Source organism: Blastopirellula marina, from assembly GCF_002967715.1.
Taxonomy (GTDB): Bacteria; Planctomycetota; Planctomycetia; order Pirellulales; family Pirellulaceae; genus Bremerella; species Bremerella marina_B.
The window spans coordinates 185,556-200,307 of sequence record NZ_PUIA01000017.1; the positions used below are offsets into that span (position 1 = coordinate 185,556).

11 protein-coding genes and 1 tRNA gene are annotated in these 14,752 nt (G+C 54.7%); 9 read left to right on the forward strand and 3 right to left on the reverse strand.

What is annotated here, in order from left to right; all coding sequences use genetic code 11:
• Positions 1-41: 41 nt before the first annotated feature.
• The 3 genes from C5Y96_RS06730 (at position 42) to C5Y96_RS06740 (ending at position 1,323) form a co-directional block, all read left to right on the forward strand.
• Positions 42-845, forward strand: a complete 804-nt coding sequence (locus C5Y96_RS06730; RefSeq protein WP_105351234.1) for a creatininase family protein — start codon at positions 42-44, stop codon at positions 843-845.
• A 97-nt stretch (positions 846-942) separates the two neighbouring features.
• Positions 943-1,016, forward strand: a tRNA-His gene (locus tag C5Y96_RS06735).
• Positions 1,017-1,083: 67 nt separating this feature from the next.
• Complete coding sequence (locus C5Y96_RS06740; RefSeq protein WP_105351236.1) at positions 1,084-1,323, forward strand: DUF1653 domain-containing protein; 240 nt, start codon at positions 1,084-1,086, stop codon at positions 1,321-1,323.
• A gap of 120 nt (positions 1,324-1,443) precedes the next feature.
• On the opposite strand, the gene C5Y96_RS06745 is transcribed toward C5Y96_RS06740, so the two are convergent.
• Positions 1,444-2,865, reverse strand: a complete 1,422-nt coding sequence (locus tag C5Y96_RS06745) for a hypothetical protein (protein WP_158261121.1) — start codon at positions 2,863-2,865, stop codon at positions 1,444-1,446.
• 597 nt (positions 2,866-3,462) lie between these two features.
• On the opposite strand from C5Y96_RS06745, the gene C5Y96_RS06750 reads away from it, so the two are divergent.
• The 4 genes from C5Y96_RS06750 (at position 3,463) to C5Y96_RS06765 (ending at position 7,097) form a co-directional block, all read left to right on the forward strand.
• Entirely contained in the window at positions 3,463-4,260 is a 798-nt protein-coding gene (locus C5Y96_RS06750; protein ID WP_105351240.1) for a sensor histidine kinase, read from the forward strand.
• Between the two features lie 91 nt (positions 4,261-4,351).
• The gene (locus C5Y96_RS06755) at positions 4,352-5,101 is read left to right on the forward strand and encodes a (Fe-S)-binding protein (protein ID WP_105351243.1); all 750 of its coding nucleotides are present in this window, start codon (positions 4,352-4,354) and stop codon (positions 5,099-5,101) included.
• Positions 5,098-6,492, forward strand: a complete 1,395-nt coding sequence (locus C5Y96_RS06760) for a lactate utilization protein B (protein WP_105351245.1) — start codon at positions 5,098-5,100, stop codon at positions 6,490-6,492. The genes C5Y96_RS06755 and C5Y96_RS06760 overlap by 4 nt, the downstream gene beginning before the upstream one ends.
• Positions 6,492-7,097, forward strand: coding sequence for a lactate utilization protein C (locus C5Y96_RS06765; RefSeq protein WP_105351247.1), 606 nt, complete (start codon positions 6,492-6,494; stop codon positions 7,095-7,097). Before C5Y96_RS06760 ends, C5Y96_RS06765 begins: the two co-directional genes overlap by 1 nt.
• A 920-nt stretch (positions 7,098-8,017) precedes the next feature.
• Here the strand turns inward: C5Y96_RS06765 and C5Y96_RS06775 are convergent.
• Positions 8,018-8,350, reverse strand: coding sequence for a hypothetical protein (locus tag C5Y96_RS06775; protein ID WP_146115547.1), 333 nt, complete (start codon positions 8,348-8,350; stop codon positions 8,018-8,020).
• A 397-nt stretch (positions 8,351-8,747) separates the two neighbouring features.
• Here C5Y96_RS06775 and C5Y96_RS06780 point away from each other — a divergent pair, with 397 nt between their 5' ends.
• Positions 8,748-10,223, forward strand: a complete 1,476-nt coding sequence (locus tag C5Y96_RS06780) for a DUF1501 domain-containing protein (RefSeq protein WP_105351254.1) — start codon at positions 8,748-8,750, stop codon at positions 10,221-10,223.
• A gap of 178 nt (positions 10,224-10,401) precedes the next feature.
• Here C5Y96_RS06780 and katG read toward each other — a convergent pair whose 3' ends face one another.
• Positions 10,402-12,789, reverse strand: coding sequence for a catalase/peroxidase HPI (katG, locus tag C5Y96_RS06785; RefSeq protein WP_105351257.1), 2,388 nt, complete (start codon positions 12,787-12,789; stop codon positions 10,402-10,404).
• 512 nt (positions 12,790-13,301) lie between these two features.
• On the opposite strand from katG, the gene C5Y96_RS06790 reads away from it, so the two are divergent.
• Positions 13,302-14,741: a nicotinate-nucleotide adenylyltransferase gene (locus tag C5Y96_RS06790; protein ID WP_105351259.1), complete on the forward strand. Its 1,440-nt coding sequence runs from the start codon at positions 13,302-13,304 to the stop codon at positions 14,739-14,741.
• Positions 14,742-14,752: the final 11 nt, after the last annotated feature.

Genomic DNA, 14,752 nt, shown 5'->3' on the forward strand with positions numbered 1-14,752 from the left:
AGGCTCCTCCACTTCCCTTCCTTCCTGTTGGAGCCTCACCGATGTCTGCCCCTCGCCCTTGGAAACTCTCTGAAGTTAACTACGGCCACGTGAAGAACACCCAGTACGAAGTGGCCGTGCTTCCCCTGGGTGCCACCGAACCGCACAACCTGCACTTGCCTTACGGAACGGACGATTACGAAGGAACCCAGATAGGAGAACGGATCTGCGAGGCAGCCCACAACCAGGGAGCCAAAGTCATTCTTTTGCCAACCGTTCCCTATGGCACCGAAACCAACATGCGGCAGTTTCCGCTGGCGATGAATCTTGATCCGTCAACCCTTTTTGCCGTCGTTACCGACCTGATCCAATCACTGGTGCAAAGCGGGATCAAGAAGGTGGTGCTGCTGAACAGCCACGGCGGAAACGAGATGAAACCATTGCTGCGCCAACTATACGGGAAGACAGAAGCCCACGTATTTCTATGCAACTGGTTTAAATCCTTTAGCGACCAGGAATACCACGAGATCTTCACGCACAAGGAAGACCACGCTGGCGAGATGGAAACCTCAATGATCCTGGCTTATCGGCCAGAGTTGGTCGCCAGACGACCAGACGGATCGTTCGACGCCGACTCCGGAGCAACCAGGTCGATGCAGATGAAGGCACTCGAGCATGGCTGGGTTTCGATCACTCGCCCCTGGCACTTACTGACGACCAACAGCGGATCTGGCAATCCTCACGAGGCGACGGCCGAAAAAGGGGAGCGACTTATGGAGCTGCTGGTCAGCCGCCTGGCCCCGTTTCTGGTACAACTTTCCCAGGCAGATGCAGACGAAAACTTCCCGTTCATCGTCGACGGATAGTCGTAAATCATGAAATCGGTTGGTTTTGCAGAAATCAGCCGAACCGGCCAATTGACGAAACCCGGGGCGGCATTTAAGATAAGTCGCTTCGATTGTGGTGGGTATAGCTCAGCTGGTTAGAGCACTGGATTGTGGTTCCAGGGGTCGTGGGTTCGAATCCCTCTACCCACCCTTTCTTTTCTTTGGTCGAGGGCCGATTGGTTGCCCTCCCAAGTTCTTCGAGAGGCTTTCTTAGCCCATGTCGGATTCTTCGCAGCAACAAGTACCTGCTGGCCGTTATCGTCATTACAAAGGCCCTGAGTACGTCGTGCTGGGCATTGCCCGGCATAGCGAGACCGAGGAGCCCATGGTCGTTTATCGCAAGGATTACGGCGATCAGAGCCTGTGGGTGAGGCCGCTGGCCATGTTTGTTGAATCCGTGATCATCGAAGGCCAGGAAGAGCCTCGGTTTAAATACCTGGGACCTGCCGCGTTCTAAGCATCCCTTAATAGCGGAACCATTTTTTGTTGTGGATCCATGGATCGGCGCATGAAAAAAGCCTGAGACCTTTCGATCTCAGGCTTTTGGATTTCGATCTAATCAGGCGTAAGCCGAAGCTTAGGTACCGCAGCTGCTGCAAGCAGGAGCACACGAGCTGGTGCCGCAAGCTGGAACCTGGATGGTCTTAGGAACCATCTTGCAAACCGGAACCTGAACTTCTTCAGTTACGGTGTGTGGAACCATAACGGTGTACGTGCGAACCTTGTCTTCGTACACGGTCTTGTAGGTCGTAACCGGAACTTCCTTCGTGCGGGTTTCGGTATTGCAGACCATGTACTTCACTTCCTTGGTCATGGTTTCCGGAACCATCTTGCACACCTGGTAGGTGTACTCTTTTGCCGTTGGAACGCACTCGGTGTACGAAACTTCCTTCTGCTTGGTTTCGGTAACCATGTTGCACACCTGGTAGGTGTACTCACGCGTTTCCGGAACACATTCGGTGTACGAGACTTCTTTCTGCTTGGTCTCGGTCACGTAGTTGCAGACCTGGTAGGTGTATTCACGAGTTTCGGGAACACAAACCTTGTGCTTGACTTCCTTGGTCAGCGTTTCAGGAACCATCTTGCACACCTGGTAGGTGTACTCTTGAGTTTCTGGACGGCAAACCATGTGCTTGACTTCCTTCTGCTTGGTCTCGGTGACCATGTTGCAGACCTTGTAAGTCGAAGTACGTTCTTCTGGCTTCATAACGCACACGGTGTAGGTGTACGGAACTTCTTCCGTAACTTGCTTCATGACCGTGCATTCGTAGGCTTCTTCGACAACGTTAGGAACCCAAACCTTGCAGGCAGTTGGGCAACCGCAGCAGTCGGTGCTGCACTTGGTTTGCCAGCAACCACGATCAACGCAGCGGGTCTTGGTAACGGTTTCTGGAACCATCTTGCACACGGTCTTGGTACCGGTGCGTTCTTCCTGGTGAGGAACCATCACGGTGCAAGTCTTGGTCTTGGTTTCCCAAACTGGCTTGCTAACCGTGTAGTCGACAACCTTGGTTTCCCAATCTTGAACCATCACGGTCTTGGTACCGGTCTTGGTTTCATAGACTGGCTTGCAAACGGTGTATTCAACCGTCTTGGTTTCCCAGGTTGGAACCATAACCGTCTTAGTACCGGTCTTGGTTTCGTAGACTGGCTTCTTAACGCAGTAGTCAACCATCTTCGTCTTGGTCACAGGAACCATAACCGTTTTGGTACCGGTCTTGGTTTCGTAGACGGGCTTCTGGACGCAGTAGTCGACCATCTTCGTCTTGGTTACGGGGACCATGACCGTTTTCGTGCCGGTCTTGGTTTCGTATACAGGCTTGTTCACCGTGTATTCAACGAGCTTGGTTTCCCAAGTCGGAACAGTCACGGTGTACTCTTTGGTGACGTAGCTGGTTTCTGGAACGCGCTTGCAGACCTTGTAGGTTTGCTCCCGAGTTTCGGGCGTGCAAACAGTCTTGGTCACGGTGCGAGTTTCCATCACCGTCGTCGGTACCATGACGGTCTTTTCGACCATCGTTACAGGTGCGGCTTCACCGCACGAAGAACAAGAGGCCGTGCCACACCCAGTGTCACAGCTGGTTGCACATGGCGCCGCACACGCATTGCAGTGGCGCCGACCGGCTTCCGCAAACTGCGGAATGCTCAAGAAGGTCATCGTAAGAACTAACACAACACGGAGCATCATCAATCTTTCCCCCAGAAACTTTCTGAAAACAAGTGGGCTTTAAGGGCGTCTCACCCGACGCCTCTTTAACAGTAGGTCATTCATCAGCTTTAACTGGCAAAGTTCGATTCTAACGGTTGCACTACCCAGGTTGAATTAGGTTCTTGTGTATTTTAGGCAAAATATATAAGCAACCTGGACAAGCAACCTGAGGGAGGGGCTGATTCCTTGGTTGCCGAGTGTTATCAACAACACAGAAGATTTCTCCCTCGCAAACTGCCCGGTTGAGGACATCCTACTGTGCGTGCCAAACGAACATGTTGCGTCATCATCTCCGCGTTAGGACTCCTCGCCGTGGCCTGTGGGATCACTGCATCCGTCGTGCCAACACTGCTCCCAAGTCTAGTATTCACAACGATTTTTGCACTATTGGCGATCGCTATTACGGCGGCCATGTTACTGGCCTTACGCCCTGGCAGCGATGGCCAGGCCCAAGGACAAATCGATGTCCCTTCCGAGAATTTACAGCTGAAGATCGAGCTCGATACACTCCGTCATCTGCATGCCGAGTTGCTGGAAGATAAAGCTTTTCTACAGTTCATGAGGGCCGACCAGGACCACGAACAGCAATTACTGGCCCTCGACCTGCACGACTTAAGTTTGCCGAATTTGACGTCCGCCCTTTTCCAATTGGAAACCCTCAATCAACGACTGGACACAGACGGGGACACGCTGGACGGAACGATCGACCTGATTCGGGACAGCCTGTATCAGACTCGACGCGTCATGAACTGCCTGTCACCATCGTTAGTTCAAGATGAAGGAGTCATCGCCAGCATGCAACGCCTGGCCGATCGCTTAGAGGCATCGGTCGACCGCGTCCACTTTCATCACGATGTCGAATTCGACCGGCTCACCCCTTTGAGCGAGTGCGCGCTGATTCAATTGGTTCGCGAGGTACTCGATCAAACACGCCGTAACCGCTTCGCCCAGAATATTGAACTGGAACTCATTCAAGAGGACGACCTGCTACGCTTGTCGATCTCGGATGACGGCCATGGCAACCTGGTTGACAGCACCCGGCTCCAACAGTGCCTGGAGATTCTGTCGGGGCATCCAACCCCACCTCATCAATCGGCCACAGGGAACGTGTTGCGGGTAGATTTTTCCGTCACCGATTTGACTCAATCGGACACGATCAAGGAAAAATCGCGAGCATTCAGTTGATCCGCGTCGGAAAGATCGGCTAAGCGGTTATACTGTTAAGCATCTGCCTGCCCCGGTTTAGCTCCTTCGAGTCCCCTGCTCTTTAGTTATCATGCGCGTCGCCCTTTTCGTTCCTTGCTACATCGATCAACTCTACCCGCGTGTGGCGATGGCCACCTTAGATCTGTTAGAGCAACTCGGAGTCGATGTTGATTTTCCGGAAGCGCAAACATGCTGTGGGCAGCCGATGCTCAACAGCGGCTGCGACACCGATGCGTTACCGCTGGCCGAGCGGTTTGTCGAGATCTTCTCTGGCTTCGATGCCGTCGTCTGCCCCAGTGGCAGCTGTGTGTCGATGGTGAAGAATCACTACCATCATCTGCTGCACGACAATGCCAGGTACGAAACCCTCCGCACTCAAGTTTACGAATTGTGCGAGTTCCTGGTGGATGTGCTGAAGGTCGACGCACTGCCGGTAAAGTTTCCATACAAAGTAGGGCTCCATTCCAGCTGCCATGGCTTGCGTGAACTTCGTCTGGCCAGCGACAGCGAATTGAACATCCCCGAATTCAACAAGCCTAAACAACTACTCGCCCTGCTCGAAGGAGTTGAGTTCGCCGAGTTGAAACGTAAGGACGAATGCTGTGGCTTTGGCGGCACGTTTGCGGTTTCAGAAGAAGCGGTGAGCTGCACCATGGGGCGCGACCGAATCGCCGACCACTTGCAAGCCGGCACACAAGTTCTGACTGCCGGCGACATGTCGTGTTTGATGCACCTGGCCGGACTTATTAAACGCGACAAGCAGCCCATCCGCGTCATGCATATCGCCGAGATCCTCGCCGGATACGAGGTACCCCAATGAGCGCTATTAAAAGCTACGATCACCCGACCAACGCCGATCAGTTCAACAAGGACCAGGCTCGCACCCATTGGCATGACTCGTCGTTGTGGTTCATCCGTGAGAAACGGGACCGCATGTCCAAAAGCTTGCCGGAGTGGGAAACGTTGCGTACGTGTGCTTCGCAGATCAAGGCCCACACCGTCAGCAAGCTGGCCGACTACCTGGAAGAATTCGAGAAAAACGCCACGGCCCGTGGTGCAACCGTCCACTGGGCGAAAGATGCAGAAGAGCACAATCGCATCGTGCTGGAGATCCTGCAGAAGCACCAGACCAAACGGATCGTCAAATCGAAATCGATGCTCACCGAAGAATGCCACTTAAATCCGTGGCTCGAGAAGCACGGCATCGAGGTGGTCGATACCGACTTGGGAGAACGTATCGTTCAACTGCGGAACGAGCCCCCGTCGCACATCGTGATGCCGGCCATTCACTTGAAGAAGGAAGATGTCAGCAATACGTTCCATGAGCACCTTCAAACCGAACAAGGCAACTACGATCCGAACTACCTGACCGAATCGGCACGCCAGCACCTGCGACAAAAGTTCTGCCAGGCCGATGCCGGCATTACCGGCGTGAACTTTGCCATCGCCGAGACAGGCGGCTTTGTCGTTTGCACCAACGAAGGAAACGCTGACCTGGGTGTTTCGCTGCCGAAAGTGCACATTGCCTGCATGGGTATCGAAAAGCTTATTCCCAAGGTCGATCACCTCAGCATCTTCCTGCGACTGTTGGCTCGTAGCGCGACGGGGCAACCGATCACGACCTACTCTTCGCACTTCCATGGCCCGATTGAAGGTGGTGAACTGCATATCGTTTTGGTCGACAACGGCCGCAGCAAGCTGATGAACAGCGACGACTATCGCAACTCGCTGAAGTGCATTCGCTGTGGTGCGTGCATGAACACGTGCCCGGTCTATCGACGTAGCGGCGGCCATAGTTACGCGGCCACCGTTCCCGGACCGATTGGTTCCATTCTCAATCCCCTGCGTGACGCGAAGCACCACAAGACCCTGCCGTTTGCATGCACGCTTTGTGGCAGCTGCAGCGATGTCTGTCCAGTGAAAATCAACCTGCACGAACAGCTCCTGACGCTTCGCACCGAAGTGAAAAACCAGAAGCAGTTACCGATATCGAAGACGTTGCCGATGCAGATTGCGTCTTTCGTGTTTCAGCGTCCCAAGTTATTTGCGTGGCTCGGAGGTGTCGGCAAGTTCTTCCTGCGAACGATGCCTCGATTCCTGATCTACAACGCGATGAACCCATGGGGACGCAACCGCGAGATGCCGGAAGCTCCGCCGGAAAGCTTTCGTAAGCAGTACGCCCAGCGCGTGAAGAAGAAAAGCGACAAGTGATGAGCAGCAAAGATCAAATCTTGAAATCGGTCCGCAACCAGTTGGTCCCTTCGGCCGACTTGCCGAGCCTGGATCAGGACTGGATTCAATACGACGATGCCGTGGCCCACTTCGGTGATGTTCTGCAGGCAGTCGGCGGAACGGCGATCGCCGTGGAAGGGATCGACGGCCTGACCGAAGAGCTTGCCAAGATCCCGGCATATACCGCAGCCAAGAAGACTGTCAGCTGCATTGACGGCCTCGTTGGTACCGTGGACCTTGATCGCGTGGAAGATCCGCACGAACTGGAAGATATCGACTACGCGGTTCTGCCAGGCGAGTTCGCCGTGGCGGAGAATGCAGCCGTTTGGGTGACTGATACTAAGTTGCGTCACCGCGTAATCGCATTCATCCCACAGCACATCTGCCTGGTCATTCACTGCCCCGATGGCAACGTAGAGAAGGCTGTGGTGCATAACATGGCCGAGGCCTATCAGCGGCTAACGTGGAGCCGAAACGAGTTCGGCTGCTTTATCTCCGGTCCTTCCAAGACGGCTGACATCGAGCAATCGCTCGTTATCGGAGCCCATGGTGCGCGTTCGCTTCACGTCTTTTTTGTTATCTGAACGTGCGGCCTCGCTGACGTCTTCAGTACGCTTCTTCCGTGGCGCACGCTCTTGGTCGACCTTTTCGTCTCGCTTTTGCTTGGTGAGCGCCACGTCAGAAGGCTCACGACGCCGCTCTTCCCACCGCTGACGACGACGATTCCACTCTTCCAACTGCTCTGGCGTCAAATGTCGTCGACCATCCCAACCGCGTCCTCGATCGTCGGCATGGCGTGGGCGCGGAGAACCATCGTGCCAATCCCACTCCGGAGCATTCTCAAATGTTTCACTATCGACCATCGCGATCTGCTCGGCCGTCACCTGATAGTGCAAAATCTCGGACTGGCGGCGGTTGTCGGGAACACTGCGAATCACTTCCAACATCGCGTAACCGTCTTGAGGGCTCAAATGGGTGCTGCGGATAGCTCCCACATCGGTTGCGACCTGGCGGTCGACGATACGGTTCCACTTGTCGACCAGGACCAGTTCCTGGCGATTGGTTGACTTGTCTTTTGATTGTTCGAGATTGGTCAGCACGTACACTTGGCAATCGTCTCCGTATTCGGAAACGAAATCGGCTTTGAGCCGCACATTGTATTTGATCGGCCCCCACAGCGAATCTCGCGGCATGCTATAAGCAAGGTACTGCTTCTGGAAGTAAGCCAGATAACCAGGGCCGTGCATGTAAGCCAACGCACTAAAGAGAACTAACCCAGGCAAAATCACTTGCGTAATTCTGGTCCAGGTCGATTCCTTAAGGATCATACTCGTACTCTCTCTGTCTGTTCTGTTCCGGGGTGAGAACGGCAAAGGTAGGATTTTGGGGCCGCTCTAAAAGAATCAACCGCGCACAAGCGTGCAGGTATCGCTCTTCTCGTCACGATTTTCGCGGAATCTGCAAACTGGTCAAGTAATTCGTATGCTTACGAATATAGATGAGGCTAAAGTGCAACGCCTAAATCGCCAGCACGCTTTTTCATAGCGGCCTCGAAATAGTAGAAACGGCGTCCTTTTTCGAACCGGAGAGCCCACTGAAAGGTCGAATAGACCAGCTTCAGCGAGATCCGATCCAGCTGAACGAGCAGGACAATACGTTCAATAAAGTCGAAGTGCTCAGGAAGGCGAGCATATAGGCCCTTTTCAAGCGTCTCCTGTAAATTGGGCACATCGGCTGCGTCGAGCCGAGACGGTGCGAGCCACGTTTGTCCAAGCGCATAGGCACCACCCAGAGCAAAACTACCGGCAATCCATTTCAGCATTCGACGTCGCATCATCCGCCTCCTTTGGCATCGAAAAAATTCGGGCGCGATACGTACCAAATCTTCGGCTCCCCTGGCAAGACCAACAGCCAATAGAATTCCGCTAGCAAACGCTTGCGGCCTGACAATGCAAGTTTATCCACCACTATTTGATGCAAAAGTGGCAAAGCTTGACATTACAATTTGAAAGCGTCATACTGCCGTGAAAGGCTTGTTATTGAGGGGTTTATCCTAACAGGCCTCCGGTTTGAGGACCGCGCTATCCCCGCAAGCGCTGGCTACCCAGTTAGAGAGAACCTCGTCTCTCGTATGTCATCTCCCACTTGGTGACAGCTTTGGGTTGTCCTACCTCCGCTCGCTTACCAGCACACATGTGGTGGTATACGTCCCAATTTGACCAAGGAGCATTCCCATGCTGGTCATTCCTGGAAGAAAAGCGAAGGACGTTTGCGATTCCCACTTGGGACCAACTCGCCGCGATCTGCTGCGCGTGGGTGGTTCTGCCATGCTTGGGCTGTCGCTCGGACAAATGCTGAACCTGCAGTCTGGTCAGGCACTCGCTGCCGAGTCGAGCGCGCACGGCCCGAACTTCGGCAAAGCCAAAAGCATCATCCTCGTCTACTTGCAAGGCGGCCCCAGTCACTTGGATTTGTGGGACCCGAAAGACGATGTGCCGGACAATGTAAAAAGCGTGTTCAAACGTATCGGCAGCAAAGTGCCTGGCATGGACCTGACCGAGAACATGCCCAAGCTTGCCCAAGAGACCGACAAGCTGACGCTTATCCGCTCGATGAGCTACACCCCGGTTGGCCTGTTCAATCACACAGCGGCCATCTACCAGATGCACACCGGCTACACGGCCGACAAAGTCAGCCCGAGTGGACAGTTAGAACCGCCCACCCCGAAAGACTTCCCGAATTTCGGCTGTAACATCATCAAGTTTAAGCCGCCGGAAGTTCCAATGCTTCCCTTCGTGATGATGCCGCGTCCGCTGCAGGAAAGCAACGTCGTCAACAAGTCAGGCACAGCCGGCTTCCTGGGACGTGCTTACGATCCGTATTATCTCTTCCCCTCGGGAGATGATATGGACATGAACAAGATGGACCGCATCAACGTCGACGACCTGAAGCTGCGTCCCGAAATAACCAGTACGCGTCTGGGACGCCGCGCCCGCCTGCGAGACATGATCAATGCCGGCATGCCAGCCCTCGACAAAGCAGTCGAATCGTACGACCTGGACAAATACTACGAGACGGCCCTGAACCTGATATCCAGCGGCCGGGCTCGTGACGCGTTCGATCTTTCCAAAGAAACCGACAAAACGCGCGATCGCTACGGCCGCAACACGTTTGGCCAAAGCTTGCTGCTGGCCAGACGCCTGGTTGAAGCTGGTACCCGCGTCGTGGAAGTGATCTGGCCGAAAGTCGCCAACAGCGACAATCACAGCTGGGATCATCACGTCGACTTGAGCAATCGCATGAAGAACAAGTCGGCACCGATGCTCGACGCAGGCCTCTCTTCCTTGATTGCCGACCTGGACGACCGTGGCATGCTGGACGAAACCCTGGTGGTTGCCGTCGGTGAGTTCGGTCGAAGCCCTCAGCGCGGCGTAAGCACCTCAGGCAACAACAACAGCGCCGATGGCCGAGACCACTGGCCTTACTGCTATACCGCTTGCCTTGCCGGTGCCGGGATCGGTCGAGGTAAGGTCTACGGTGAATCGGACGATACTGCTTCCGCACCTAAGAACGATCCGGTTCATCCGACTGAGCTGTTGGCCACGATGTATCATGCGATCGGCATCGATCCCCAAACGATCGTTTACAACCATTTGAATCAGCCCCGCGAGCTAGTGAAGGCCGAAGCCGTTACGGCACTCTTCGGCTAGAGCGAACTCCACCCCACTCTTTTCTTCGTTCCCCCCTTTAGCTTTTCATGAAACGGCCTCGGTGATACCCATCCCACCGAGGCCGTTTTTTTATTGGCACCCCCATAAAATAAACGCGTCCCGCCACTTTAGGCAGCGGAACGCGTTACGGGGGAAACCCATTTCAACCTGAAAGCGATTACTGTTCTGGATCGGCTCGATCGACATCAAAGCGATCGAGATCCATCACCTTGCTCCAAGCTTTGACGAAATCATCAACAAACCGTGCTTCCGCACCTTCGGTGGCGTAGACTTCGGCGATGGCTCGCAATTGCGAGTTCGACCCGAAGATCAAATCAACGCGAGTTGCCGTCCACTTAACCTCACCCGACTTATAATCGCGACCTTCATACGTGTTGTCGCCGGTCTTGTGCCATGTGGTGTCCATATCCAACAGGTTAACGAAGAAGTCGTTGGTCAACGTACCAGGCTTGCTGGTCAGGACGCCAGCCTTCGACTCGCCTGTATTGGCGTCCAAGGCCCGCAATCCACCGACCAAAGCAGCCATCTCAGGAGCCGACAACGTCAGCAAGTTGGCTTTGTCGACGAGCTTTTCTTCTGGCTTGCGACGGTCACGATCATTCGCACCGATATAGTTGCGGAAACCGTCCGAAGTTGGCTCGAGGTAAGCGACCGATTCCACATCGGTCATTTCCTGAGTTGCATCCGTACGTCCTGGCGTGAACGGAACCTGCACGTCGTGCCCTGCCTCCTTGGCGGCAGCTTCCACGGCGGCACAACCACCCAGCACGATCAGGTCGGCCAACGAAACCTGCTTGTTGCCTGACTGCGAAGCATTGAAATCCTGCTGAATCTTTTCTAGTGTCGCAATCACCTTGCCGGTTTGCTCAGGGTTGTTCACACTCCAATCCTTCTGCGGAGCCAGACGAATGCGAGCGCCGTTAGCACCACCACGCATATCGGAACCGCGGAACGTGCTAGCCGAAGCCCAAGCAGTTTCGACCAATTCAGGAATCGTCAGATTGGCGGCGAGGATCTTTTTCTTCAACGAAGTCACATCGGCATCATTGATCGTCGCGTAGTCAGCCACGGGAACCGGGTCTTGCCACAGCTGTGGTTCTGGCACAGTGGTACCCAACAATCGAGCATGGGGGCCCATGTCGCGGTGGGTCAATTTGTACCAGGCTTTGGCAAACGCCTTTTCAAACTCTTTCGGATTCTCGTGGAAACGCTTTGAGATCTTGGCGTATTCCGGATCCATCTTCAAAGCCAGGTCGGTGGTGAACATCATTGGGGCATGCGATTTGCCTTTGACGTGTGCATCGGGAACCGTCCCTTCGCCACCACCATTCTTCGGCTTCCATTGATGGGCACCGGCAGGGCTCGTGGTCAATTCCCATTCGTACTTGAACATGTTGTCAAAGTAGTCGTGCGACCACTCGGCTGGCGTGGTGGTCCAGGCACCTTCTAAACCACTGGTGATGGTGTCTTCCGCGTTACCTTTGCCAAAAGTATTCTTCCAGCCGAGACCTTGTTCTTCGATGCTGGCAGCTTCCGGCTCTGGCCCGACGTTACCCTTTGGGGTAGCAGCCCCGTGAGCCTTGCCGAACGTGTGACCACCGGCAATCAATGCGACCGTTTCCTCATCGTTCATCGCCATCCGACCGAAAGCAACACGAATCGCCTTAGCGGCTTCCAGCGGGTTCGGCTTTCCGCCGGGACCTTCTGGGTTGACGTAAATCAAACCCATTTGAGTCGCGCCCAGTGGATTGTCGAGTTGGCCTTCACTATCAAAACGATTGCGACCAAGCCATTCATTTTCTGGCCCCCAGTAAACGTCCATCTGCGGTTCCCAAACGTCTTCACGACCGCCAGCGAAACCGAACGTTTCAAAGCCCATGTCTTCCAACGCGCAGTTACCGGCCAAGATCATCAAGTCGGCCCACGAGATCTTATTGCCGTACTTCTGCTTGATCGGCCAGAGCAAGCGGCGAGCCTTGTCCAAGCTGGCGTTGTCGGGCCAACTGTTCAGAGGAGCGAAACGCTGGGTACCGTCGGAAGCACCCCCGCGACCATCGGTCACGCGGTAGGTACCGGCACTGTGCCAGGCCATGCGAATGAACAGCGGGCCGTAGTGACCATAGTCAGCCGGCCACCAATCCTGGGAAGTGGTCATCAACTTCTTGATGTCCCCCTTCACAGCATCGATGTCGAGCTTCTGGTACTCTTCGGCATAGTCGAAATCAGGACCGAGGGGATTGCTGCGAACCGAGTTCTGATGAAGGATGTTCAAATCGATCTGATTGGGCCACCAATCCTTGACGGACATCACAGGCCCCGAGTCCATGTAGCCTTCGGGGATTTTGTCGGTATCCCCCGTCTTGGCATGAGCCGCGGTGAATAGAGCGTTCATCGCCCCGGTAATAGGGCACTTACTTGCAGGTTCCGCCGATCCGATATTCGGATGTCCGGCAGGAGCGGTTGGCTGCTGAGCGACGGCGGATGCGGTGAAGCACATCACCGCACAGCTCGCTAAATAAGCCGTGATGGGAATGGTTCGTGTCATGATCTCTCCGGTGGGTTGAAAATTATTTGAAATGGCCCGCTGTGGGGCACCGGCCAGTCAACTTCACTAGATTCTGCCGTATGGAGAGTAATTCATCCAATGAATTCTCTCTATGGCTACCATGCACAAAACGCATAGACAACTTCTGACACCCTACCTGGGAATCTAGAGCCGAAATGGTCGGGTCACAACAATTTTCCGGATTGGAGGAGCGAGAATACGACAAATTCTCGTAGATACTCAGGGGAATGAGAGTCGCCCCTAACAGCCGTTAGCGTGCTCATATCCCCTAAACACAGAAAAGTTGCCCCTCCCGCTCGACTCGCGTCGACACTTGCCCGATAGATGACTGTGGCACGAACTGCGCCAATTGTTATCTTGATCGCTAGAGGCGCATTCGAAACGTTTGTTCGAGTGCGTCATGAAACACGCGTGGCGAAATGTCGGCGTGCGACAGGTAACACGCCGCGTAGTTCTTTCAACCAATTCAACGTTTACCGAGCGGAAGTCGCATGCTCCAAAATTCATCCGGAAAGCCCCTGGATACTCACCAGAAGGCGCTCAGCATCAACTTGGACAATCGCCGATACGGCACGTTTGCCGAGATTGGTGCCGGACAGGAAGTTGTCCGTTGGTTCTTCCGCGTTGGGGGTGCAGCCGGAACGATCGCCAAAAGCATGTCGGCCTACGACATGCAGGTCAGCGACGCGATCTACGGGCGTGCGAAACGCTACGTCTGCCGCGAACGCCTGCAAGCGATGCTTGATCAAGAGCATGCGTTGAACCTGGAACGCTTGACCGATATGCGAGGTGAGACGAGCACTTTCTTCGCGTTCGCCGATACGGTGAAGGCCCGCGGCTACAAAGGGGGCTCGGAATGCCACGGCTGGATGGGCATCAAGTTCCAAGCCCACCCCCGCGATGACGACAGCCAGATCATCATCCACGTCCGCATGCTGGACAACGAGATGGCCTTGCAACAGGAAGCGCTGGGCATCGTGGGCGTGAACCTGGTCTATGCCGCGTTCAACTACCATCACGAACCGGAACTGCTGGTCGATTCGCTGCTGGATGGTCTTTCGACCTCGCGTATCGAGATCGACATGATTGAGTTCTCCGGAATCGCGTTCCGCCGAGTCGACAACCGTCTGATGAGCCTGAAGCTGGTCGAACTGGGGCTCAGCGGCGCAGCCATGTTCGCAGCCAACGGCGAAGTGCTGCAGCCATCCGAGTTCCTCTATAAGAAACCAATCCTGGTCGAGCGAGGTAGCTTCCGTCCGGTTTGCAACGTCAACCTGGACATGCTCAACTGCGCCCACGAGAAGTTCTCGCAGCTTCCCGACGTCAAAGGGAAAGAGGTGGCTCAGATCATGGAGATCACCATGCGGAACCTGAAGGCTGAAGGTGAGATCGACCGCCGCGACTTCCTGGCACGTGCCGACATTATGGCGGCTTGCGGTATGAACGTGCTGATTTCCGATTACTTCGAGTACTATCGCCTGGGTGCTTATCTGGCCCGCTGCACGAACGAGCATATCGGCGTGGTGATGGGAGCAGCGAGCCTGCGCGAACTGTTTGACGAAAAGTACTACACGACGCTCGATGGCGGCATTCTGGAATCGTTCGGACGACTGTTCAAGAACGATCTGAAGATCTATTGCTATCCGCTGAGAGATCGCGACTCCGACGAGCTTTTGACCTGCGAAACACTAAACATCAAGCCGGAACTTCAGAAGCTGTACCGCTACCTGCTTGAGCGGGACGGGATCAGCGATCTCGACAATTACAATCCCGATTGCCTGGGTATCTTCTCTCGCGACGTGCTCAAAAAGATCGGCGAATGCGATTCGTCGTGGGAAGCGATGGTGCCGGCATCGGTGGCCAAGGTGATCAAGGAACGGAAGTTCTTCGACTACCAATGTCCCGACGACGATTCGTGTGCGGTTTCGTAACCGTCATCCGC

Coding starts and splice junctions, on each gene's coding strand:
- C5Y96_RS06730 (WP_105351234.1), top strand. CDS start 42: ATGTCTGCCCCTCGCCCTTGGAAACTCTCTGAAGTTAACTACGGCCAC.
- C5Y96_RS06740 (WP_105351236.1), top strand. CDS start 1,084: ATGTCGGATTCTTCGCAGCAACAAGTACCTGCTGGCCGTTATCGTCAT.
- C5Y96_RS06745 (WP_158261121.1), bottom strand. CDS start 2,865: ATGGTACCGACGACGGTGATGGAAACTCGCACCGTGACCAAGACTGTT.
- C5Y96_RS06755 (WP_105351243.1), top strand. CDS start 4,352: ATGCGCGTCGCCCTTTTCGTTCCTTGCTACATCGATCAACTCTACCCG.
- C5Y96_RS06760 (WP_105351245.1), top strand. CDS start 5,098: ATGAGCGCTATTAAAAGCTACGATCACCCGACCAACGCCGATCAGTTC.
- C5Y96_RS06765 (WP_105351247.1), top strand. CDS start 6,492: ATGAGCAGCAAAGATCAAATCTTGAAATCGGTCCGCAACCAGTTGGTC.
- C5Y96_RS06775 (WP_146115547.1), bottom strand. CDS start 8,350: ATGATGCGACGTCGAATGCTGAAATGGATTGCCGGTAGTTTTGCTCTG.
- C5Y96_RS06780 (WP_105351254.1), top strand. CDS start 8,748: ATGCTGGTCATTCCTGGAAGAAAAGCGAAGGACGTTTGCGATTCCCAC.
- katG (WP_105351257.1), bottom strand. CDS start 12,789: ATGACACGAACCATTCCCATCACGGCTTATTTAGCGAGCTGTGCGGTG.
- C5Y96_RS06790 (WP_105351259.1), top strand. CDS start 13,302: ATGCTCCAAAATTCATCCGGAAAGCCCCTGGATACTCACCAGAAGGCG.